14 protein-coding genes are annotated in these 23,204 nt (G+C 59.4%); 7 read left to right on the top strand and 7 right to left on the bottom strand.

All coding sequences use genetic code 11. From position 1 onward, the window contains the following. The first annotated feature begins 269 nt into the window (after positions 1-269). The 3 genes from J3U87_RS00070 (at position 270) to J3U87_RS00080 (ending at position 5,284) form a co-directional block, all read left to right on the top strand. Entirely contained in the window at positions 270-3,833 is a 3,564-nt protein-coding gene (locus J3U87_RS00070) for a two-component regulator propeller domain-containing protein (RefSeq protein ID WP_237380907.1), read from the top strand. Positions 3,834-4,034: 201 nt separating this feature from the next. Beyond that, positions 4,035-4,427 (top strand): hypothetical protein, encoded by a 393-nt coding sequence (locus tag J3U87_RS00075; RefSeq protein WP_237380909.1) that lies wholly within the window; start codon positions 4,035-4,037, stop codon positions 4,425-4,427. Between the two features lie 209 nt (positions 4,428-4,636). Continuing rightward, entirely contained in the window at positions 4,637-5,284 is a 648-nt protein-coding gene (locus J3U87_RS00080; protein ID WP_237380911.1) for a hypothetical protein, read from the top strand. Positions 5,285-5,350: 66 nt separating this feature from the next. On the opposite strand, the gene J3U87_RS00085 is transcribed toward J3U87_RS00080, so the two are convergent. Beyond that, positions 5,351-7,072, bottom strand: a complete 1,722-nt coding sequence (locus J3U87_RS00085; RefSeq protein ID WP_237380914.1) for a M28 family peptidase — start codon at positions 7,070-7,072, stop codon at positions 5,351-5,353. A gap of 382 nt (positions 7,073-7,454) precedes the next feature. Further along, positions 7,455-9,242 (bottom strand): DUF885 domain-containing protein, encoded by a 1,788-nt coding sequence (locus tag J3U87_RS00090; protein ID WP_237380916.1) that lies wholly within the window; start codon positions 9,240-9,242, stop codon positions 7,455-7,457. Positions 9,243-9,716: 474 nt separating this feature from the next. Between J3U87_RS00090 and J3U87_RS00095 the strand changes: the two genes are divergently transcribed. Together J3U87_RS00095 and J3U87_RS00100 are read left to right on the top strand one after the other, a co-directional pair. Further along, the gene (locus J3U87_RS00095) at positions 9,717-11,123 is read left to right on the top strand and encodes a TldD/PmbA family protein (RefSeq protein ID WP_237380918.1); all 1,407 of its coding nucleotides are present in this window, start codon (positions 9,717-9,719) and stop codon (positions 11,121-11,123) included. After that, the gene (locus J3U87_RS00100; protein ID WP_237380920.1) at positions 11,120-12,478 is read left to right on the top strand and encodes a TldD/PmbA family protein; all 1,359 of its coding nucleotides are present in this window, start codon (positions 11,120-11,122) and stop codon (positions 12,476-12,478) included. The genes J3U87_RS00095 and J3U87_RS00100 overlap by 4 nt, the downstream gene beginning before the upstream one ends. Before the next feature lie 28 nt (positions 12,479-12,506). Here the strand turns inward: J3U87_RS00100 and J3U87_RS00105 are convergent, their stop codons facing one another. The 5 genes from J3U87_RS00105 to J3U87_RS00125 all read right to left on the bottom strand — a co-directional run bounded on the left by J3U87_RS00105 (position 12,507) and on the right by J3U87_RS00125 (position 20,469). Next, positions 12,507-13,694 carry a M23 family metallopeptidase gene (locus J3U87_RS00105; RefSeq protein WP_237380929.1) on the bottom strand — a complete coding sequence of 396 codons (1,188 nt, stop codon included), beginning with the start codon at positions 13,692-13,694 and terminating at the stop codon, positions 12,507-12,509. A gap of 162 nt (positions 13,695-13,856) precedes the next feature. Beyond that, positions 13,857-14,183 (bottom strand): hypothetical protein, encoded by a 327-nt coding sequence (locus J3U87_RS00110; protein WP_237380930.1) that lies wholly within the window; start codon positions 14,181-14,183, stop codon positions 13,857-13,859. 467 nt (positions 14,184-14,650) lie between these two features. After that, positions 14,651-16,750, bottom strand: coding sequence for a TonB-dependent receptor plug domain-containing protein (locus J3U87_RS00115; protein WP_237380931.1), 2,100 nt, complete (start codon positions 16,748-16,750; stop codon positions 14,651-14,653). Positions 16,751-17,793: 1,043 nt separating this feature from the next. Beyond that, positions 17,794-19,788: an N-acetylmuramoyl-L-alanine amidase gene (locus J3U87_RS00120; protein WP_237380932.1), complete on the bottom strand. Its 1,995-nt coding sequence runs from the start codon at positions 19,786-19,788 to the stop codon at positions 17,794-17,796. A gap of 231 nt (positions 19,789-20,019) precedes the next feature. Next, a complete protein-coding gene (locus J3U87_RS00125; RefSeq protein WP_237380933.1) occupies positions 20,020-20,469 on the bottom strand; it encodes a DUF2541 family protein in 450 nt (149 codons plus the stop codon). 509 nt (positions 20,470-20,978) lie between these two features. Here J3U87_RS00125 and J3U87_RS00130 point away from each other — a divergent pair. Both J3U87_RS00130 and J3U87_RS00135 read left to right on the top strand, forming a co-directional pair. After that, positions 20,979-21,965, top strand: coding sequence for a hypothetical protein (locus tag J3U87_RS00130; RefSeq protein ID WP_237380935.1), 987 nt, complete (start codon positions 20,979-20,981; stop codon positions 21,963-21,965). 492 nt (positions 21,966-22,457) lie between these two features. Beyond that, positions 22,458-23,120 carry a hypothetical protein gene (locus tag J3U87_RS00135; RefSeq protein ID WP_237380937.1) on the top strand — a complete coding sequence of 221 codons (663 nt, stop codon included), beginning with the start codon at positions 22,458-22,460 and terminating at the stop codon, positions 23,118-23,120. Positions 23,121-23,204 lie beyond the last annotated feature (84 nt).

Raw genomic sequence — 23,204 nt, forward strand, 5'->3', positions numbered from 1 at the left:
ATCCGAGACGGTCCGATGTAATTCACAAGCGTTGAGGCCACCCGGCCGATTGGGTCACCCCCGAATTCGTCACCCAATCACACAAGAATCCCTCGGGATAACCGCAGTTATTTCCGATAGGATTAGGGAACACGTTCAATTCGCATGGCCTCACCGGAGCGGAAGATTCCGTCGAACCAGGTTCGCTCCCCCGAGGCCTCATCACGTTGGCGGCTCGATGCCGACAAGCTTCGCGGCTCATCCTCCCTTCTTCAAGGCACACTCGGTTCATGAACGTCCTCCTCTCCTCGCAGCGATACCGGCTCCACGAAGCCCGTCCCGGGCTCGGATACCTGATCCGAGTGAGCGCGCTGCTCGCCCTGGCGATCGGCTCGATGGTCGGCCCCTGTTTGGCCGGGCCCATCCTGCACAAATTCTTTCACATCCAGACCGAGGAAGGCCTGTCACACGGCGTCGTGTACGCCGCGCTGCAAGACAAGAACGGATTCCTGTGGATCGCCACGCAATCGGGTTTGAATCGCTACGACGGCTACTCGCTGAAGACCTTCGAACACGATCCCCGCGATCCCCTCTCCTACCCCGCCAGCAATGCCGGCGTGATGATTCTCAGCCCCGACGGCACCTTCTGGCTGGGTACCTGGGGGTCGGGCGTCATTCACTTCAATCCGGCCACCGGGCAGTTTCGCGGCAGCATCTACGACCCCGAGACCCAGGAACGCAAACTGGCCGAGAGCCGCATCCAATCGCTGTACCTGGACGCCAAGGGCAACCTATGGATCGGCACCTTCGACGAGGGCCTGTACCGCTACAAGGTGAGCACCGGCGATCTGCGCGCCTACCGCCACGACCACGACGACCCCCAATCGTTGAGCAACGACCGGGTCTGGTCCACCTGCGAGGACCGCTCGGGCCGCATTTGGGTCGCCACCTCCGGCGGCCTCCACCGCTTGCTTCCGGAAGGCAATGGCTTCCAGCGATTCCGCCACGATCCCGACGATCCCACCAGCATCAGCAACGACGTGATCAAACGGATCCTGGTGGACGAAACCGGCTACCTTTGGCTCGCCACCCGCGGCGGGGTCAATCGATTCGACCCGGAAACCCTGCGCGCCGAATCGTTCCTCTTCGATTCCGCCGGGGACCCGACGGCCCCCATCAACGACATCCGCAATCTCCTGCTGGACGGGAAGGGTCATCTCTGGGTGGGCTCCTATCGCAGCGGTTTGGTGAAATTCGAACTGGCGACGGGCAAGCAGATCGGCATCTCCCACAATCCGATGGACAGCTTCAGCATCAGCAGCGATCGCATCGAGGCGATGTACCTGGACACCTCGGACGTGCTCTGGGTCTGTACCAACGGCGGCGGCATCAATTACACCAGCCTGCACGGCAAACACTTCCTCCATTACCGACACGAGTACGCCAATCCCAATTCACTCGGTAGCAACCAGGTGAGCGCCGTCCTTCAGGACCACCACGGCATGCTTTGGCTCGGCACCCTCACGACCGGATTGACCCGCCTCGATCGCACCAGCGATCGCTACACCCACTATCTCCACGACCCCAACAACGCCCAATCGATCTGCGACGACAACATTCGCGCACTCGCCGAAGATCACCTGGGCGCGCTCTGGGTGGGCTCCTACAATCGGGCGATCAGCGTGCTTTCGCCCGATCGCACCACCTGGCGCCACTTTCCCTCGGTTCGACGCGGAGGTACCCTGTCCGACGAACGGATTCGCTCCCTCTATCGCGATCGCGACAACGTGATGTGGGTCGGCGGCGATGCCGGCCTGGACCGCTATCACCGCGAAGGGAATCGTTTCGAAAACATCCTTCCCGACCGAACGCCGGAAATCGATCGCTCGCTGCGCATTTTTTCGATTCGTCAACACGCCGACCGCACCTACTGGTTGGGCACCGACCACGGTCTCATCAACCTGGACGGCGAAGGCGGGCACTTTAAGTGGTACCGCAACGATCCCAACGATCCCACGACCCTCAGCAACAACCGCGTCAACGTGATCCACCTGGGTCCCCACGACGATCTGTGGATCGGCACCAATCAGGGCCTCAACTGGTTCCGGCCCGAAACCGGCAGCTTCCGCCGGCTCTTCGATCCCAACGGCAACCAATACAACGTGATTTTCGGGATTTTGCCCGATCTGGCCGGCAACCTGTGGCTGAGCACGGCACGAGGGTTGAGCAAGTACATCGTCAAAGAGGACCGTTTCCGGCATTACGACGTGCACGATGGGGTCCAGAGCGGATCCTTCGTCCACAATTCGTTTTTCCAGGGCGCCAAGGGCGAGATGTTTTTCGGAGGGCGCAACGGGCTCATCGAGTTTCGTCCCGAGGAGATTCGCGACCGAACGCGACCGCCCGACATCGTGCTGACCTCGTTCAAGGTCTTCAACGAAGAGGTCTCGCTGCCCCGCCCGCTGCATATGATGGAAGAGCTGACACTGCAGCCCGACCAAAGCATGTTCTCCCTGGAATTCGCCGCGCTCGATTTCAGCAGCCCCGGCAAAAACCGGTTTCGCTATATGCTGAAGGGTTTCGACCAACATTGGATCGATGCGCAAAGCCGCAACTCGGCCACCTATACCAACCTCGATCCCGGCACCTATTCCTTCGTGGTGGTGGGCGGCAACACGGACAACGTGTGGAACGAGAAGGGCGCCAACATCCGAATCAGGATCATTCCGCCGTTCTGGACCGTGCAACGCGTGGCCCTGCTCGCCTTCCTGGCCATCACCATGCTGGCGGTCTGGCGCTATCGGGAGACCGAAAAGAATCGCCGCCTGTTGGAGCACCGGGTGGCCGAACGCACGCGTTCGCTGGCCGAGGCCAACGAGAACTTGGCCAAAACGGCCGAAGAACTGCAGGTCGCGCAAAGGGAATTGATCAAGGCTGCCCACCAGGCGGGCATGGCCGAAATCGCCACCGATACCCTTCACAACCTGGGCAACGCGCTCAACACCATCAACACCTCGTCCGGACAGATCAAGGACGAACTGGAGGGCCTGCGGCCCAACATCCTCCGCCGAGTGGTGGACCTCATCGACGCCCACACCAACGACCTGACCGACTTCGTCCACCACGACAAGACCGGGCGGGTGGTCCCCAAGGCACTGGAACAGTTCTACCGCAACCTGATCCAGGTGCGCAAAACCATCGGCAGCGAAATCCACCAATTGGACAACCAGGTGGAACTGATCAAGGCCATCGTCCAGGCCCAGGAGAAATACGCCGGTGCCGACGAGTTCATGGAAATGGTGACCCTGAACAGCATGGTGGAGGATGCGCTGAAAATCCAAAACGCGCTGCTGGAAGAGTTCCACATCACGGTCCAGCGCGATTTCGCATGCGATCGCCCGGTCGGCGCCTCCAAAACCAAGCTGCTCCACGTGATGCGCCACATCATCAAGAACAGTGTCGAAGCCATGGCCGAAATGGTCGGGGAAAAGATTCTGAGAATTCGCCTGTTCCGCGAATCGGATGCGTTCATCGGCCTGGCTTTCGAGGACAACGGTCCCGGCATTCCGGAAGAACACCGCACGGCAATATTCCAGAGCGGGTTCTCCACCAAGCGCGAGGCGCGCGGGTTCGGCCTGCACTTCGCCGCCAACGCGATGCGCGAGATGAAGGGGCGCATTCGCTTGGAGGCCGGTCCGGAACACGGTGGCTGCTGCGTGTTGCTGCTGTTCCCGGATCCCGGGGAGCTGGCCAAACACGACGAAATCACGCTGGTCAACATCCGCGTTCCCTCTCCCGAGCCGGCCGCGAGGGTCGGCGAGGAGCCGAGCAAGGCCAACCCCCGTCCCGCCTGAAGTCATCCCCAACGAGCAACCCGCCTGGAGCGGCGTCGCCCAAAGGGTTGCGCATCGCCAGTTCGGGAATTAGGTTGGGTTCAGACCCATTTCACCAACCATCCATGTCCCCGCCATCGCCACCGAACCGGCTCGTCCCCGGCACGCGATCCGTGCCCGAGCCCAGCTCGGCCCCGGATCCTTCGACGCGTGGAGTCCCCCATGGAAATCAACGGTCTCGGCCCTCCGCAATTCAGCGACCCCGAAGCTCCGACTCGAGAAAGTCGCGCCGAAGCCAAGCGTTTGGAACGGCAGCGAGAAGACCAGGAGCCAGGTGAGTTGCGACAGCGCATTTTCCGCGAGGCACGCCGCCTGCCGGACAAAGACGAAGAAGTCGCCATCATCGAGCTGCACGAAGAGAAGGACGGCGCTTCCCTGCTGCGCGCCGTTCAGGTCATCGTGGAAGAGGTACCGCTGGCACCGGTAGAGGCGGCCCGCGCCCAGGCGGCGGGGCTGAATCCGGCCCGTGTCGCCCAACTTCTGTTCGGCGACGAGGGATCGGGCGAAGCGGTCCAGCCACCCACGACCGGCCCCGCATCCACTTCGGAAACCTGACGGTTTCGCCTCGACCCCCCATTCTCCTCGAGGCCGACGGGGGAACGGACCCATATTCCCCAGGCCCACGCTGGATCTGGATTCGGGAACCGATTATGATGGGTAGCAAAGAACGCTGCATCCCATGCGAATGCCGAGGTTTCCACGTGCGAGTCCATCGATTTCTCTTCCATTGTTCGATCCTTCTGTTTTGGGTCGCCGGTCCATGCTTGGCCGGCACACTCATCCTCAAGAACGGCAAAAAGGTTCCCTACAAGGGCGGCTACGAAATCATCGAAGGGGTGGTCCATTTCACCGGACCCAAAGGCAACCTGTACCAGCTCCCCGAATCGCTGATCGATTTCAAGAAGACCGAGGCATTGGCCGAATCGAAGCAGGTCCGTACCGCGACCGCCCCGACGAAAGATCCGGACAAGACCAAGGAGAACTTCGCCGGCATGAACATCGACGAAGATGGCCGCTATGCCGGCTCCAATGTCCAGGTCCAGGGGAGCAGCGACGCGGTCGATGTTCCGGTCGTCCCGATCGGCTCCGGCGACGATGCACAGCAGGACCTGAACGAACAGAAAGCCTTGAACGAGCGCTACCAAAAGAGGTACAGCGCCAAGATGTCGGAAATATCGCGGCTCGAAACGGCCCTGCAGGCGCAGCGCGAGGACCAGAAGCACTGGGAAAGCCAACGGCGCAACCTGGAAGCCAGTTATTGGAGTCTCGAATACATCGAGCGCCGGATCATGTACGCCAAAAACGAAATCAAGCGTCTCGAACAACAGATCAGAAGCGTGCGCAAGGATGCGCGCAACATCGCGAACGAGGGCCGCAAGGCCGGCGCCAAAAACGTATCGCGAGGCCAGTGAGGCCGAACGTAAAAAAGGCCGCCCGGGATCCTTCCCGATGCGGCCCCTGTTGGTCTTCGGTCGAACTCAGCGACCGTGCAGTTTCTTCCAGGCACCCTCGAATTCGTTACCGGGCTGCCAGCGCGGCATTTCGTCGGCCATGGCCACGGCCGTGGTGAGCCGCAAGATGACCCGCATGTCGCGAACGCAACCGCTGAGATCCCAATGCTCCGTGATGACGTCGCTCACCTTGTGGTAGTGATCGGTGTGGTATTGGCTGGGATCCGTCGACGGGGTTTCGACGTAGGACTTGCCCGGCACGAAATAGATGGCGGGCACCCCGGCCTTGACGAAATTGGCCTGATCGGAGCGGTAGAAGCTTCCGGCGTTGGGGTTGGGATCGCCCTTGACGACCATGGGTTCGCTCGTGCCGTCGGCCAGGGTCACCGGCGTTTCCGCGGCGATGCTTTGGAGGACCTCGCCCAGGCTGTTGGATTCGTAACCGATCGCGCCGATGTCGTGGGTCATCCCGAGAATTTGCGGCATATCGATATTTAGGTTGGCCACGAACCGTTTCAGCGGAACCGGCGGATTGGCGGTAAACCAAAAGCTGCCCAGCAGACCGCGTTCCTCGGCGCTGCAGGCCAGAAAGGCGATCGAACGGCGCGGACGCAGGCCGCTCTCGGCAAAGGCTCGGGCGATATCGATGATCGCGGCGGTTCCCAAGGCGTTGTCCCAGGCGCCGTTGTACACACTGCCGTCGTCCTTCACGCCCAAGTGATCGTAGTGGGCCGAGAAGATCACGATTTCGTCTTTCAGGGTGGGATCGGAACCCTCCCAGAGGCCCACCACGTTCTGCCCCTCGGTTTCACGCAGGGCCACTTCCATGGTGGCGTCGAGCGTGACGGGCAGTGGCACGGGCTGGAAATCGCGCTTGTTGGCGGCCTTGAACCAGGCATCCAAATCACTGCCGACCATGGCCGCGATCTGGTTCACCAGGTCCTGATGCATCCAGGCCAGCATGTCCAATTGGAAACCCGTGTCCGGCAACTTGACCGCGAAACTCTCGCGCGAGCCGCTGGTGCCGATCACTTCCCAACCGTAACCCGCCGAATGGGTGGTGTGGATGATGATCGCGCCGGCCGCGCCCCGGCTCATGGCCTGCTCGAATTTGTAGGTGTACCTGCCGTAATAGGTGCGAGCCTCTCCGCCGAACGCGTCGGGTTCGCCCTCGATGTCGGGATCGTTGTTGAGGAAGACCAGGATCTTGCCCTTGGCATCGAGACCCTTGTAGTCGTCCCACTGGTGTTCCGGTGCATCGACGCCGTATCCGACGAACACCAGGGGCGCCTTCTCGATGGCCACCTTTTCCTTTTGGGCGGTGGACCACCAAGTCAAGGTCTTGCCGTTTTCATATTTCAGCTCGCCCTTGTCGCCGCGCAGGGTCAAGCTGGAGGTCTCGGCATTCTTCTTCATGCCGATCAACTGGACTTTCTGGAAAAAGCTGTCGCCTGCCAGCGGCTTCAATCCAATGGATTCGTACTGGGCGGCAATCCATTCGGCGGCCTTACGCTCGCCCTCCGTTCCCGTGGCCCGACCCATCATGTCGTCGTGGGCCAGGATCTTCACGCCGTCTTCGATCCGCTTGGCATCGATCATTCCCGCGGCTTTTTCGATCAACTCCTTCGTGACCGGCGTTGCGGCCGGCTCCGGTTTCTTTTCGTGGGCCGTCTCGTTCGAAGCGGACGGCGGTGTCGAGCCACAGGCCATGAGCAGACCCATGCACACCACCAACAACCATTTCATCATCGATACACTCCTTGGGATAGTTCGGGGAAGACCTTGTCGCGCGGAGGCCCGCCAGGTCGGTCGATCCGGTCGAAGGCACGCGTTCGGGCGGCTCGGCCGGAAGAGCCGGTTCGGAAAAGACGTCGGAGAAAAACCGGACCATGGTGAAAGGACATCGTTCCCGAAGGTGAAAAGACGAGGGGCCTCGCGGTAAAAACGCTGCATCGAGGGGACTCACTCACGAGCCCCGAGGCCGGCCTCATGGATCGCCGGACCGAGGATCGGTTCTTTACCGAATGAACCTTTCTCGATGCTGTGGTCGCGTATCAGCCTAACATACCCGACTGGCCGGCTCGGGGGCAATCCCTACCGCATCCCGTGCCGCTTCCCGAGGCTTCGGCCCTCAGTCTTTGGCGAGGGCGCGATCGCGGATCCACTCCCGCACGCGATCGGCCAGTACCGGTAGCGGCAGTGCGCCGTCGCGCAGGACGGCGCGGTGGAAGGCCTTCACGTCGAAGGCCGATCCCAGGCGATCCTCGGCACGAAACCGCAGATCCTGAATGTGCAGCATGCCGATTTTGTAGGCGCAGGCCTGGGCGGGAAAGACGATGTAGCGCTCCACCTCGGTGACGGCATCGCTCGGTGCCAGGCAGCCGGTGGCGATCATGTAGTCGATGGCTTGGCGGCGTGTCCAGCGCAGCGCGTGAATGCCGGTGTCCACGACCAGGCGGGCGGCTCGCAGGAGTTCGGCCTGGAGTCGGCCCAGCTCGTCGTAGGGCGTCGGGTTGAGCCCCATCTCGGAAGCCAGGTTCTCTGTGTAGAGCGCCCAGCCCTCCACGTAGGCGGTGAGCGAGAGCGTGCGCCGGAAATGGGGCAGGTCGGTGATTTCCTGGGCCAGTCCCATTTGAAAGTGATGGCCCGGCACTGCTTCGTGATAGGCCAGGGTGCGCATGGTGAACCGCGGTGTCTCGGCGATGTCCCGCAGGTTCACGAAAAAGACACCTGGCCGCGATCCGTCCATGGCGGGCGCCATGTAGTAGGCGCCCGGTGCGCCCCGTTCCTTGAAACGGGGAACCCTGGCCACCTTCAGCTCGGAGGCCGGTTGAAGGTCGAACCAGTCGGGCAGGACGCGTTGCGCCTCTTCGACGATGGCGCGATAGTCGCGCAAAATGTGTTCGCGGCCGGCCTCGTCGTCCGGATACCGGAACGCGGGATCGTCGAACAGGGCCCGCATCCGCTGAGACAAGGTCCCCTGGGTCCTGCCGATCCGCACGAACTGGCGTTCCATCTCGGCGTGAATGCGGGCGACCTCGTCTTCTCCCAGATCGTGCACCTTGTCGACCGGCAGATTCAGGCTGGTGTGATGGTGGAGCAGATGGTGGTAGTAGGCCTCGCCGTTGGGCAGCTTCCACACGCCGTCGCGCGCGTCGGTGTGCGGCAGGAGCTCGCGCAGATAGGAGGCCAGGCGGCGGTACTCGGGGAACACCACCTGTTCCACCGCCTCGCGTGCGCGCCCGAGCCAGCGTGCCCGCTGGTCCTGGACAGGGGCCGCTCCCGCCAGGGTCGTCACCAGGGGATGGTGCTCGGGATGGCCCGCCAGCATCCGGTCGATGCCCTCGAGTACACCGGTCACTACGAAACGCGGCGGCAAGATGGCCATTTCCTCGCGCAACCTCAAGCTCTCCAGGAGTTGCCGGAACTTTTCGCGAAACCCGTGGAGCCGCGCCACATAGGTCTCGCAGCCCTCGAGATCGTGGAGCGGGTGAACGCCCACCATGAAGGCCGGCAAGTCCAATTGAATGCCGTTGAGCTGGTTGACCACGTACCCGTGGTGAAGGAAGGGTTTGTCGCGCAGACGATCCTCGAGCAACCACTTCAACACGCGCTTGGAGACGCGATCGGAGGTGGAAAGCCCGGCGTCTTCGAACTGCCGCAACCGCGCCAGATGCCGTTCGGCCCGATTCAGGGACTCGGCCGCGGCGCACGGGGAACAGCGTGTGAGCCGGTCATCGGATTTCGGGATGCCCAACGCCTCGGCCAGGCCCAGCCGCGTCAACATCTCGGGATCGTGTTCGAGTTGTTCGCGCAGGACCTCGTCGAAAAATTCGCGAATACCACCGTTCCGCCGGGACGGCGTTTCGGCCGCGTCACGCGCGTGCGCGGCGCCTTTTTCCAGATCTCGCTCTACCATGACCAGCTCCCCCATCGATACCGGCGGCGGGGTTTCGATGCCTGAACCGTGGAGGAAGGGCCCCATCGAGGACCACCGGCGGCGCGCGCACTTCCTGAGATGTGTGTTCGTTCGCTCCGATGCTTGTTTCGTTTCTACCACAATCCGAGCGAAAAGGTGGCCCACAAAACTTTTCAGATGTCACTTCTCGACCGTCAAAGATAGTTGAGGTACCCATTCAGAAACGGAACGATCGCGACTGCCGGGTCGCTTCGTCTGGATAGGTACGCGTCGAGGTGCCCACCCGAGACCCCGAGATCGAGCCCAGCCACGCTTGCCTCTCAAGCCTGACGGCCCTGTCGAAACGCGTTTCGATGCGGTCGCGAGGCCCATTTACGACCGCGCCGAGTGCCGCGCCGCCCAAGGGTTTGCGACCAGCGCAGACAGTGTGATTATGATTTCTTTTATGGTAGAGTGCTTCCTAGGAGGTCGCCGATGTCACTGGATTTGTTTCGCTTGAGCCAGGAGTCCATTCAACGCATTCTCAACCGAGCCATGAGTCGAGGCGGTGACTTCGCGGAAATTTTTTGCGAAGTCTCGCGATTCAACAGCCTTGTCATGGAAGAGGGCATTCTCAAAACCGCGATTTCCTCCATCGAAAAAGGCGTGGGTGTCCGCGTCGTCAAAGGTGAACGAACCGGCTACGCGTATACCGAGCGCCTGGACGACGCCAGCTTCCTCAAGATCGCCGACACCGCGGCGGCCATCGCCGAAGACAAGGGCTCCGAACGATCCTACGCCCTCGAGCAAAAACCGTTGACCAACCGCTACGCCATCGACGACCCCTCGACCGAGGTCGACTTGGACAAAAAGATCCAGTGGATCATCAAGGCCAACGAACACGCCCGTGCCTACAGCGACCTGGTCACCAAGGTCAGCATCAGTTATACCGACCACCAGCGCACCATCCTGCTCGCCGATACCCGCGGGCGGTTGTTCGAGGACGTACAGCCCATGCTGCGCTTTTCGATTTCGGCGATCTGCGAAAAAGACGGCGAACGGCAAACCGGTCGCTCGGGCGACGGCGGCCGGCGCGGCTTTTCCTTCGTCACGGCCGACAAGGTCAGGAAATGGGCCGAGGACGCCGTACGCGAAGCCCTGGTCCTGCTGGAAGCCAAACAGGCCCCGGCCGGCATGTTGCCGGTCATTCTCGCGCCGGGCGATTCGGGCATCCTGCTGCACGAGGCCATCGGCCACCCCCTCGAAGCGGATTTCAATCGCAAGGGCACCAGCGCCTACGCCGACCGGCTGGGCCACATGGTCGCCGACCCCCAGTGCACCATCATCGACGACGGCACCATCGAACACGATCGCGGATCCATCAACGTCGACGACGAGCTCAACGACTCGCAGCGCACGGTCCTCATCGAAAACGGCCGGCTGAACACCTACATGATGGACGAAATCTCGGCGCGTTATTTCGATCAGGAGAGCACCGGCAACGGCAGGCGGGAATCCTACAAATACCAACCGCTTCCCCGCATGCGCACGACCTACATGCTGCCTGGCGAGTACAGCGCCGACGAAATCATCGGCTCCACCGAGCACGGCATCTATTGCAAGACCTTCAAGGGTGGCCAGGTGGAAATCAGCAACGGCAATTTCACCTTCGTGCCCAGTGAAGCCTATTTGATTCGGGACGGCAAGCTCAGTCACCCCATCAAAAATTTCATTCTGATCGGAAACGGGCCCGATGTCCTGAGCAAAGTGACCATGGTCGGCAACGATTTCGCCATGGGCTCCGGTATTTGGACCTGTGGCAAGGGCCAGAGCGTACCGGTCGGCGTGGGATTGCCGACCGTGAAAATTTCGGAAATGACGGTTGGAGGCCAAACAGCATGAAGACCTATGCGGATTTAGCGGAAATGGAGCGCAAGGCGCAGCAAACGCTGGACATGGCTCTGTCTCGCGGTGCCCATACGGCCGAGGCCCAAGTTCATCGCAGGCAGGAATTCGAGGTGGAGGTTCGCAACGGCGACATCGAGAACCTGTGTGAAGCCGAGCCCTTCGAAGTCGCCCTGACGGTTTCGCGAGATCATCGCCGCGCATCCGTCCATTCCTGCGACTGGAGCGCCGAGGCCCTCAGCGACCTGGTCGATCAGGCGATGGTGCTCTGCAAGTACACCGATCGCGACACCTTCTACGCCCTGCCCCAAAAGGATCAGCTCGCCACCGAGTTCCGCGAGCTGGACGCCTTCGACGACGACATTCTGGACATGTCGGTGGTCGACAAGATCGCCATGGCCAAGGAACTGGAAAACAAAATGTTGGCGATCGACTCTAGGCTGCGCTCCGACGGCGCCAGCATGACGACCATGGTTTCCGCCACGGCCATCGCCAACAGCGCCGGCTTCTGCCGGGCCGAATCGAGAACGGTGATCGGCCTGGGTGTTTCCGGCTTCGCGGAAGACACGGTGGCCGAGGGCGACCTGAACACCGGTCGCAAACAGAGCGGCAGTTGGGGCACCCATCGCCGCCACATCGAGGATCTGCGCAGTACCGACGAGGTCGCGGCCCTGGCCGCGCGCCAGGTCCTGCGCAAGATCGGCGCACGCAAACCCAGGACCGGAAATTTTCCCGTGTATTTCGAACCGGCCGTGGCGCGCTCCATCTGGGGCCACCTCTTCTCGGCCATGACCGGCGGCTCCATCTACCGCAACGAATCGTTTCTCGTGGACGCGCTCGGGACCCGCATCGGCAGCGACCTGTTGGAAATTACCGAGGATCCCTTCATTCCGCGTGGCCAGGCGAGTCAGAACTACGATCGCGAAGGTGTCGCCAAGACCCGGCGCAAGCTCGTCGATCGCGGCAACCTGGAAACCTACCTGTTGAGCACCTACTCGGCCAACAAGCTGAACATGAAGACCACGGGCCACGCCGGCGGACTCACCAACCTGCTGATCAAACCGGGCACGGACGACGAAGAGAGCCTGATCCGCAAGATGAACCAGGGCGTTTGGGTGACCGGCGTGATCGGTCAGGGCGTCAACGTCTCGACCGGCGACTATTCGCGCGGCGCCATCGGCCTTTGGATCGAGAACGGCGAGGTGGCCTACCCGGTCATGGAGTTCACGCTGAACAGCAACCTCAAGACCATGCTCGGCAACATCTCGATGATCGGGGACAACGTGCAGACCGATTGGTCAGTGCAGACGCCCGGCTTCGTGATTTCCGAAATGGCGGTCAGCGGCACCTAGAAGGTAGCCGTCGCTTGGCCTCGTTCCGCTAATCACGCACCACCACGAAAACGCGGTTACTCAATCTGCCATCGCTCGTTTCGATGCGAAAGTCCATTTCCTTGTCGACTACCGAGGGGTCTGCGTTCTGCGCCCATTCGAATTCGACTTCGTGCATGGTCCAGCCGCCACCGTCTTTATCCCAGAAGGTCGTTTCACGGCGTTTCAGTTCCAGCAGATTGGGATTATCGAGAATGTCCAAATCGGGTACGATCCCACCACTCCCATCTCCAAAACGAATGTGTGCGATGTAGTCAAAAGACCTGAAGATATATGTATTTACCGAGTTGTTGGGCATTTCTACATAAAAGGCATTGTTCAGGGTCAAGTGCCTTCTGTTCTCCTTGACGTCGTAATTGGTTCTCTGCTCGACCCATCCTTGATCGAACAGCAGTGGCTCGCTGAGATCTTTGTTCCAGTATCCGTTGAATGGGTCCAGCTTCTTTCCGCGGTATTTATAAATGGTGTGAATGTGGGTGACGTCCAGGGAGGTGGTGCCGCTGCTTCCGACTTGGGCCAGGACCTGACCGGGCTCTACCATTTGCCCCATTGCCACGACAATGGAATTCTTCTTCAAGTGCGCGAAGGTGATGGTGAACTTATTGTTGTAACTCTTGTTGTCAACCTTGCCGTCCAGGTAGCACGTCAATTCGAGCCAATTCCCGAGACTGTCGGGATGGTTGATATCGACCCAGACATCATCCACATGGTCCTTGAGGTTGGTCACTTCGACCCGAGCACCGTGCGGAAACGGGTTGATCACTTCATTTGCACCCCAATTGCGGAAGCTCACAAGCCAATCGACCGCATCGTGACCGCTACCACCGCCGAAAACGTAGGTCTTCTTTTTGGGGTGGTTGTCGTAAGGGATGAACTGGTCGCTGTGGCCGGGCCAGGAGCCGATGTGGTTGCGCCAATTCCAGACCCCGAAGTAATCCTCGCGTTGGATGGGAATTCTCAGTTTTGGCAGGTAGGTCGCTCGAAAAGCTTTGGGGTCTGCATAATATAGTGCGTCCACATCACCGTGATAATGCTGCAGAGGATTGGTGAATGTGTATTGTTCAAAATCGGGCTGGGCTGAAATGGGGATGGCGGTCGTTAGGAAGAGCATTCCGAAAAGCATCCCCGGCAAAGGCCGCGGAATCTGGTATCGTGATCGTTTTCTGAAGATATTCATAGTGATTTGTCCTTGAAGAGTAGATAGTAACAACAATACGGCCGTCTGGATTTGGTGATTATCTCTCCGCGATGAAGGTACCCGCACACGAGCCCGCGAGAATGACGAACCTTGGCGGTGTTTAGCCTATCGACAAGTTAATGCCGACCCGTTTTTCGCTCGTCAGCGCCCGCATGAAACGCGACAGTTCCATGCATGAGGCGAAACCGCAGCCGGCAGAACTCCCCGGTGATCGAATGAGATGATTGGGGCCGAGTCCCCCGCGCGGGTGTTAACGGTGTTGGTGAGGCCGCACCCGCGGTTGGCCAGACTGCTGCCCTTCCGGTGGACGATGTCGTCGCCTTGGCCCGCGACCACAGTGCCGATAAAGGCGCCCGATTGGTGGCGTTTGGTGACCAACCCGTCGAGTTCTTCGGCAAGGATGGTGGTGACCGGGTTCCACGAGCTCAGGTTGAGGAAGGCACGCAGCGTGAGCAACTGAATCTTCATGATGAAGGCTCCTATCAATAATTCGAGAAAGCACGATGAAATCGAGGCCGCTGATGAATCATACACTTCGAGTTATGAAGATCCTGTAAAGAACGTCCCGGACCGGGAGCTTTTTTTGATTGCGGTAAATCGCCAGGGGTTTGCCGGCGATCGCTCTTTAAACGCTGGTGAATATCGCTTTGTATTGTTCATAACTCCATTCTAATCAAGAAATGGAGTCCCCGGTAATCCCGGGGCGATTCAGTAGAAATCCGCCTCAGAGAAACAAAAGAACAAAGCCGGATTCCATTTGCTTTTATTGTGGTCCGAGCGGGATGATTGCGCGCCCAGTTGCAGGCAATGTGGTCCCATTCTCACTCGATGTGAGCCCGCCGTCTCGGAAAGAATCAGCTAATGTGGTCCCGAACCACCCCTTGATGATACCCGACAGCGTGCGGTGGATGCCACCGCGGCACCCACCGCGCCCGTTAGAACTGCAGTCGTACGAAGAAGTTGGTTCTGCGTTCGTGGCCCTGGTAATCGAATGGGAAGGGCCCGGTCTTCACCAGGATGTTGTCGTCGCTGTCGAACAAATTGGTGACCGTCAAGCCGGCTTCCACCCCTTTGCTGATCTGGTAACGCACGTTGCTGTCGGTGGTGAACCACGAATCGATCTCCTGCGGCCGGTAGCGATCCATGTCCAAGGATACCCCGACACCCAGCGGCAACTCCTGGAAACCGATGTCGGAAGCCCGCCGATTGACTTCGCCATGCCAATGACCGGCGAGCGCCACCGTCCACTTCGAATCCTGGAAGACCAAGCCGAAATTGAATTTCTGCTCCGTTTCCCAGGCCACATCGTCGGGACTGAGCCCGATCGTGTTGTCCAACACTTCCTCGTCGACCCGATCGGTCATCGAGAAGTTGAGGAACCCCGAAAACTTTTTGCGCTGGAAGATCAACTCCAGTTCCAGGCCGCGAGTCGTCTGCGAGAACACGTTCGTGCTCAAGTTGTTGTTCTGGGTACTGAAGGCGATCTGGTTCTCGAACTCGGTTTCGAACAGATTGGCCCGGAAGTTCATGTACTCGTTGATGATCACGTCGCCCATCAGCTCGACCGTCGTGATCAGCTCCGGCTGAAGTTGTTCGATGTTCGAACCCAGCGAAAAGGTGTGTGCGCCGGCCAGTTCGGTGGGCTGTGGCGCACGGAACGCCTTGCCGCCCATCAGCTTGAGTGTGGTTTTGCTGTTGACGTTGTAGACCAACGCCAAGCGCGGGCTGACCCGCGAGAGCGACTTTTCGGCCTGCGGCCGACCTGGCTCGAAGATTCGGAAAAAGTCGACCGAGGATTCGTCCCAGCGCAGGCCGGCGGTCAACTTGAACTGATCGCCGAACATGTTGCCGGAAGAGAATTGGGCGTAAAACCCCGTGTTGAGCAGCGGTTCGTCGAGAATGTAGTCCAGCCAGGGTCCCAACGGCGAGTTGATGTCACCGGGAAAGGGCGCCGCTCCACCGTCGATGTCGATGTTGGAAAAGTGCTCCGTATCGCCCTTGTAGATGAAGCGATCTCCCTCGAAGCCCACCAGGAAACGCGCCTGCTTGGCCACTTCATAGGAGAACTGAAGCCGGACGAACAGGTCTTCGGCATCGGTTTCCAGGTACTCCCACATACCGGAGGGATAGAAATCGTCGAAGGCGCCGGTGGGGTAATAGCGCTGGTTCCAGGAAATGTCGTGACGCTGGTAGCGCACCACGTATTCCTGCGTCCATCTCTTGTAAGTGGTGGGGTTGTACTTGATCGCAAAAATGCGGCGCTGCTCGTTCATATCCTCTTCGAAGTCGGGAATCCACCACAACCAGCCGTGCCCGGTTTGAAAGTCCCAGTCCTGCTCGTGGTATTGAAAGGACAGGCCGTCCAGCTTGCCCTCGCCTTCCAGCTTGGCCCAGGCATAGGAACTCTCGCGCTGGTTGCGGGTCCGGAAGAACAAAGGATCGCCGTTGGCGTCGAGCCGTCCGCTGCCGTCGCGGGACAGGTATTCATGACCGTCGGTGGTGTAGCCACTGAACGAAATCACCGCCGAAAACAGCTCGCCCTCGTGGCCGGCCAGCAAGTCCGCCGCAGTCGTGTTCAAACTGCCGGTCCGAAGGCGGACATCCACCTTTTTGGTGAGGTCCGCCGCAGAAACCGTGTTCACCTGAACGACGCCGTTGGTGGCGTTGGAGCCGTATAGGGCTGAACCGGGGCCACGAATGATCTCGATCGTCTTGGCGTTGAAAATCGGCGTAACCTCCCAAGTGTAGGCGGTGCCGTAGAGATTGTCGTTCATGGGGATCCCGTCGACGAGGTGCAACAGGTGGTTGTTGCTCCAACTGTCGAACAGGCCCCTGGTGGGCACGGTGGGCCGATCGAAATCCTGACCCGGTCCGAATCCCGGCATCTTGTAGAGGATGTCGTTGAGGGAACGCCAGCCGAACCGGTCCGCCTGTTCCGCGGTGGTGATCGACACGACACTGGGTGCCTCACGCGGCTTTTGCGGAAACTTAGAAGCCGACGTAACTTCCATCTGCAACAAATCTTCCAGGCTCAAAGAAAGAAGGTCACTATCCTCTTCTTGTGCAAACAATACTATCACGGAAAAACAAAGCACAAACAAACACACTACCGCTCTACGGAGCGTCTCGAGACGTCCGAGCCTAAACCGGTTCATGAAACACCTCTGAAGGAAGGTCGCACCGCGAGCACACTCGGCAACCCGCGGATTCGTGAGTGAACAACGGACGGAGCTATGCCCACTCGGTCATCGGTTCCATAACTGATTCGCGAATTGAAACTGTATTTTCATTAAAAAGCTGTTTGGTTAGTATAACATCAAAACATTTGAAAAACCGACTCGCTTCTATTTCATTCGGCTCTTCTCACATTTATCTAACCAAAAAACCAGCCACATCGACTGGCAAGCCACCCTTTACCGCTCACATTCAAAAGATAACATCGCCGTACTCTACCCCGCGAACGCACAGTGGAATCGCCTGTTATTTCGAAACAAAACATAGAAGGACACATGATGATGGCGATTCGAAAAAAATAAAACGATCGCACCCGAGATCAAGCGCTTCACCGTGGCAACCTTGGCCATACCAACCGCGAAGCCCCTGGATGTGGCGTCAAATGGCGATGAGAGATGGGTGCTCTCCCATTTTCCGGAAAAGCACAGGAAAACCGAAAAATGACCTTCGGTTGATTCGGATGGTTCAGGCCCCGAAAGCGAGCCCATCGGTTTCAGTTTGAAAAAGTTCCAATTCGCGAATTTTGCCCTTCTGATCGTGTGTCGCCCTCGATTGCTTTAGTTTTGTCCCTTTTTGAGACTCGGGCAGTTCTTGCGCGCCGGCTCGGCAGCGACGCACCGGATCGAAAGGAAACGAGAAAGCGCCCATCCGAAACCAGTGGTTTCCATGAAAAAGGTCCGCCTGAACCGGCCCGGGATCTCCTGCGCCGCAGGTACGACAGCCAGGTCTCAAGTTCCAGCCAATCAACTAGAAACAAATACTTTGACGAGATCCGAAACTTGGCGGTCTGTCCATCTAGCCGGGCCGTCTGGGTTGCCGCCAAGTCCCCGTGTCGGGATCGGCACTAGGAAGATTCGTCATCCAGGCGAACGCCGTAGCTCATGTACAGCGCTTCGACGAAGGTATCGGCCAGCTTCTGGCGGAAGCCCGGTTTGGCGATATTGCCCCGATCCCTTTTGTTGTTGAGATTGCTGACCTCGATCAGGACCCGGGTGGGAATGCGGTTGTACTTCAACACCGCCGGCACGAAGGGACGGTTGGGATTGCGGTAGATGAGCGACCGGATCGGCTTCTGCTCGTGAACGGGTACCCGCTTCTGTTTGGAACGGGCCACGTAGTTGCGGGCGAAGTTCAGGCTGCGCGCCTGGGAGCGCTGCATTTCCTTGCGCGAAAAGGTGAAGCGGTTGGCCGCGTACTCGCGATAACCGGAAAGGCGCCGGTAGGGAATCACCTTGCGCGGATAGACCCGGGCGTCCGGAATGTAGACCATGCCGCCGCTCAGACTGCGGTGCAACGAGTCCGCATGAAAACTGGCGAACAGGATGTTCTCGGGCTTGACGCCCTTTTTCACCAACCGATCGTAGTGGTAGTTGGCCAACATCCAGCGCAGGTTGACGCCGTCGGTCGTCACGGTCGCGCTGTTCAATCGGAAGACAGGCTTGGTGTTCAGGTGTTCGTCGGTATCCAGCCGAAAGTGGGAGACGTCCTGGGCGCGGTAGCCCACGCTGGGGTCGATCACGGTGGGAATCACTTCGGCACCGGTCTCGCGCTCGAGCCGAATCTTGACCCGGCACATGACGTCGTAGACGTAGTCGTCTTCCCAAACCTGACCGAAATGGGCCCCGGGGTCCCGACCGCCGTGACCGGCGTCCAGAATCACGTATACGCCGTCCAAGTTCTTGACGGTCAACTGCGTCTGCACGCTGGCGACGGCCTTCACATTGGCCAGGTAGGCCAGGTACTCGGCGTCGTCTTCCGCCTTGAATTCGGGCTCCAGGTGCTCGTAGGGTATTTTGATCGCCGTGCCGATCGGCAGGTCGGTTTCGTCGCGAATCCCGTTGCGACGGATGATCACGGCTGCCATGTCGTTCACGTCCTTACCGCTCACCAGACCGCAGAAGCGAACGACGACCGAACTGTAGATGGCCTCCCCCGCCTTGAGGCGATAGAGCGCGAAACGACCCTTGCCGTCGGAACCGTAACTCAGATCGGCGCGCTGTTCCTTCAACTCGGCCAACTGTTCTTCGAGGAGTTTCCGACTCCGCGCCGCCTCGTCCTGGGTGGACGCGGCCACCCCACCGGAACCCGCTTCCGAGGAACTCGCGACCGCAGGCTTTTCGGCCACCGAGGCCTTTTCCGTCAATCGTTGGACGCCCTTGGAAACCAGCGAGACCACATCGGCCGTGGTGGGGCCGGAATCGTCGTCCCCGCCGCCGGCCACCGCGGGCGAGACCAGCGCCTCGTCGTCCTGACGCAGGATGGGCAGCAGCAATTCGCGGGGAATGCGCACCAGGCTGCCCTTACCGATCTTGGGCGAATTCAGGTGGTTGTACTGCATCAACCGGCGATAGTTCTGGCCACTGCCGGTGAACAGGGCGGCGATGGTCCACAGAGTCTCGCGCCCGTCGAACACGACGCGGTGCGCCCAATCGCGCTCCCCCAGCTTGTCTCGAGGCCAGAGGGCGCGCAGAAATGTCTTTTGAAATCGCGGGGAAAGGTGCGCGAAGGGAATGCGGGCCCGCTTTTGCCCGTCGAACACGATGCCGAGCCGCTTCGGGCGAAAGTCGGCATCGCTGAAGAGCCCCGTGTAGATGCGCACCGCAGGGAGCAATTCTTGGGGATTTTCCACCTGAACGGCGAGATGGGCGCCGTTCTTGACCGAGACGGTCGCCTGGCTCTGTTGATCGACCTTGGCGACCATGGGCGTCTCGCCGAAGGTGCCGGCCACCAGTTGGGGCAGCAACCACAAGGCGAAGATCAGCGCCGACCTGGTGGTCCTTCGGTCGAACTCGGGTGATCGTGTTGCGAAAATCGCGATGTGGGAAAGCGAAGAATTCATGTTCCGTCCGGGTTCGACTCAAACGCGCGAAGCCTTTGTCGCTGAGGTGGTTATCGATCGGTCGAGAAGTGCAAGAGCCGTGCCTTGAACCGTGTTGCGGTGGGATACAAACCGTCGTAAACCAGGCATGATTGGGGGTGAGAGACCCCCTCCAACCAAACCTTACAGCGCCCGCCGAATGGAACGGCGATACGGGGCCTGGATCACATCCGCGATCGGGCCCCGGCCGCTTCAGTGCCTGCCGTACAGCACCACGGTGGCGCGATTCTTCTTGCGCTTGGCCTTCGATTTGTACACGAAGACGACCTTTTTGATGATGCGCTTCTTGCCCGGCAGATCGATGACTCGGGTTTCCCCGCCGGCCTTGATGAAGTCACGCAGCGAGACGTCGAAAACCTCGCCGTTGCCGAAGTGGATCTTCACGTCGTAGAAGGTGACGCCGGATTTGAGGACCTTCAATTTGATCTTGGAAAACCTGCCATCTTTCCTGGTGACGGTGATCTGGTCGCGTTCCGCACGGTTTTTCACCTCGCGGCGGCCCAGATTGTCCCAGTCCCCGGCGAAGACCGGTGCGGACACCGCCAGGGTGGCCAGACCCACCAGGAGAGCGCAACGCGCCAACATGCCGACCGCCTTTCTGCGTCGGGCCTCGAATACCTGATTCCATGAGCGATGATTCAAGACAACACCTCCATTCTCGAATGTTTCGCAACGTGTCGGGCGGGAAGTTTCGCGAGTCCCGGAACCTCTCCGGTGCGCGGAGCGGCCCGACATCGACGATCATCAAGCCTGACCTCGCGCAGGGCCCGAGGGTTGAACCAAAGGGAGATCGCATTCCCACAATGTGAGGCAGGTCAGCAACACGGGTTCCGAAGACCCGGATGTCGGACTGCCCTCGCATCTTTCGTCGATGCCTATCTGTTCGGGGGTTCGACTCTTTTCTATTAGGAATGGCTCGGCTTGTCAATCGCCATAATAATGAGCGCTCGGTAAAATACCGAACACCTTCATAGTTGTCCACGTATGTCCCCACGTGGTATGCCTTCGATACACGATCGACAATCCATGGGACCACACCTTTCAGGTTGGGTCCGCAAGCCCTTCGACCGGGAAAATCCGGCTCCATGGACGGCAACCCATGTGCCCGAACTCGGGTCACGACATCAAGATCTTGAATAGGTGAGGAACAGGTGAAACATCTGCGCACATCGAGTCACGAACGCCTCGTGCGAGGCCCTCAAGGAACCACTTCGCATCGCCCCCACGCTTCCAGCATCAGCACCCGCTTTTTTCCCCAGTCCCCTCACAAGAACTTTTTTCTCTTCAGCATTTTTCTCGTTTCCGTCTTCATCCTCTCGGGCGCGCCCCTTTGGGCGCAAATCGAGCAACATCCTGAGTTGATCGGCAAGCGCGTGCTCACCAACCAGAAAGGCAAGCCGGTTCCCTTCGAGAACGACGAAGCCATCCGCGACTTTTTGTCCAACGCGGAAGTCGTCGCCGAGGACGTCATCGGCAGCGGCATCACCAAACCCTTTCGCCTGACCCTCGAAAAGGACGGAATTCGGTTGCGCTCGATCTTTCGCCACATCCAGCGGAAAGAAGACCGCATCGAGATCGAAGGCAAGATTCACCGCTACTTCGAAGACAGTTACAAATTCGAGCTGGCCGCCTACAAGCTGGCCGAACACCTGGGCCTGCCCCACGTGCCGCCGGTCATTCCCTACACCTACAAGGGCATCGAGGGATCGCTCCAAATCTGGATCGAGCTGGCCATCACCGACCGCACCAGGGTGATGGACGAGATCCCGTTCCCCAGTTTTTTCAATGCCGAGCACCAGCTTCAGACCATGAAGGCCTTCGACGTCCTGATCTACAATTTCGATCGCAACGAGCTCAACTACCTCTACGACATCCGCTGGTACGTCTGGTACATCGATCATTCGCGTTCGTTCAAACCCGATTCGGTGCTGCCCCAGTTGGACGATCTCACCAAGATGCGGCGCGACGTCTACCAGAAATTGAAGAACTGGGACAAGAAAGCGATCAACAAGAAACTGAAGCCCCATCTCAATCGAATGCAGCTCATCGCACTGCATCGCCGTCAGAAAAAGATACTGGAGCACGTCGACGACCTGATCGCCCAACACGGGGAAGCTCAGGTGTTATTCGATAAATAATAATTGCTGCATCCCGTCAAGAAGCTTGAATTCACCGGGGACACTCGGTAACATTTCGACCACGAGCTTCTTGACCTCATTCCTAAAACCACCCGCTTTTCGGCAACTCGAGACACCCCGATTTAATCAGGCATACCAAGATTGAATCCCTTCTAACCTGTCTTCAGCGCCCGAGGAATCGCTTTCTCGGCGAAAATCCGAAAACGTAGCCGTTGGGGGCGTCACGACTCCAAGTCGTACTCCTTTTTAGGCGCCACCACGGAAAAGCGATGGCCATCAAGGGTTTTCCACGGGAAAACCCGCCGATGCCACCAACTCACCCCGAAGTCCTCTTTCTTGGTTTCGAATTCATTTCTGTTTTTCCATTTTTTCGCGGACCCGGGACGGTGCCGATCGGAAAGGACTTCAGGCTGCCCGCTCAGGTGGCAGGGACGACTCCGGTCCGCCCCAGTATCACACCGCGAAATTCGAAAAACTTCGTGGGAGATATCGATGGAATACCCCCTTCGTTCGACAATCGGCCGGTCGCATGCCGCGACCGACCCCTTCACGCCTGGCAGTGCTCGAGGTTTCCGGTGGAAAACCGGCCTCTGGCTTTGGATCTTGTTGGTTTGGATTCCCCTACCCGCCCAATCGGGCAGCTCGGCGCCACCGACGGCCGAGCCCAATTGGGACGAGGTTTCCGACAAACTGTGTAAGATCATTCGCTCGCGCAACGCCGACAATTTTTCGCAGGAATTGATGCGGCTGCAGCGCGAAATGGAATTCAACCTGATTCAGGACTACAACAAATGCGACTGCGAAAAGCGCGGCGCCTTCTCCGGCGGCAGCCTGCTGCGCGCGGCAACCTATTACCGCTCGATCGAGGTCGTGAAAATCATATTCGTGGAACTGCTGAAAAACCCCGATGGACAACGCGGCCTGGCGGAGTACCTCAACCACCGCGAACTGGACGGCATGACCCTGCTCGATTGGGTTCGCCAACGGGTGGAGTTTCTCAGCAAGAACGACCGCCTCAAGGCTCAGTTGAGCCAATCGGTGAACTACATGATCGGCTACCGCAAGCGCGGCGCCAAATTCTCCTGCGAGCTGCTGGAAGAGAGTACCTGCGAAGAATCCTATCAAGAATTCCTGGACCGCATCGTGAAGCGGTGAGCGCGGGCCGCGTCGGGTCGCGCGGCCGGTGTCGATCGTGTTACCTTGAGGGCCGTTTGAAAAACCGCCCCCCGGAAGGTAACC

Source organism: Sulfidibacter corallicola, from assembly GCF_017498545.1.
Taxonomy (GTDB): Bacteria; Acidobacteriota; Holophagae; order Acanthopleuribacterales; family Acanthopleuribacteraceae; genus Sulfidibacter; species Sulfidibacter corallicola.

Coding starts and splice junctions, on each gene's coding strand:
- J3U87_RS00090 (WP_237380916.1), bottom strand. CDS start 9,242: ATGGTAGAGCGAGATCTGGAAAAAGGCGCCGCGCACGCGCGTGACGCG.
- J3U87_RS00075 (WP_237380909.1), top strand. CDS start 4,035: ATGGAAATCAACGGTCTCGGCCCTCCGCAATTCAGCGACCCCGAAGCT.
- J3U87_RS00100 (WP_237380920.1), top strand. CDS start 11,120: ATGAAGACCTATGCGGATTTAGCGGAAATGGAGCGCAAGGCGCAGCAA.
- J3U87_RS00085 (WP_237380914.1), bottom strand. CDS start 7,072: ATGATGAAATGGTTGTTGGTGGTGTGCATGGGTCTGCTCATGGCCTGT.
- J3U87_RS00095 (WP_237380918.1), top strand. CDS start 9,717: ATGTCACTGGATTTGTTTCGCTTGAGCCAGGAGTCCATTCAACGCATT.
- J3U87_RS00070 (WP_237380907.1), top strand. CDS start 270: ATGAACGTCCTCCTCTCCTCGCAGCGATACCGGCTCCACGAAGCCCGT.
- J3U87_RS00135 (WP_237380937.1), top strand. CDS start 22,458: ATGGAATACCCCCTTCGTTCGACAATCGGCCGGTCGCATGCCGCGACC.
- J3U87_RS00105 (WP_237380929.1), bottom strand. CDS start 13,694: ATGAATATCTTCAGAAAACGATCACGATACCAGATTCCGCGGCCTTTG.
- J3U87_RS00110 (WP_237380930.1), bottom strand. CDS start 14,183: ATGAAGATTCAGTTGCTCACGCTGCGTGCCTTCCTCAACCTGAGCTCG.
- J3U87_RS00120 (WP_237380932.1), bottom strand. CDS start 19,788: ATGAATTCTTCGCTTTCCCACATCGCGATTTTCGCAACACGATCACCC.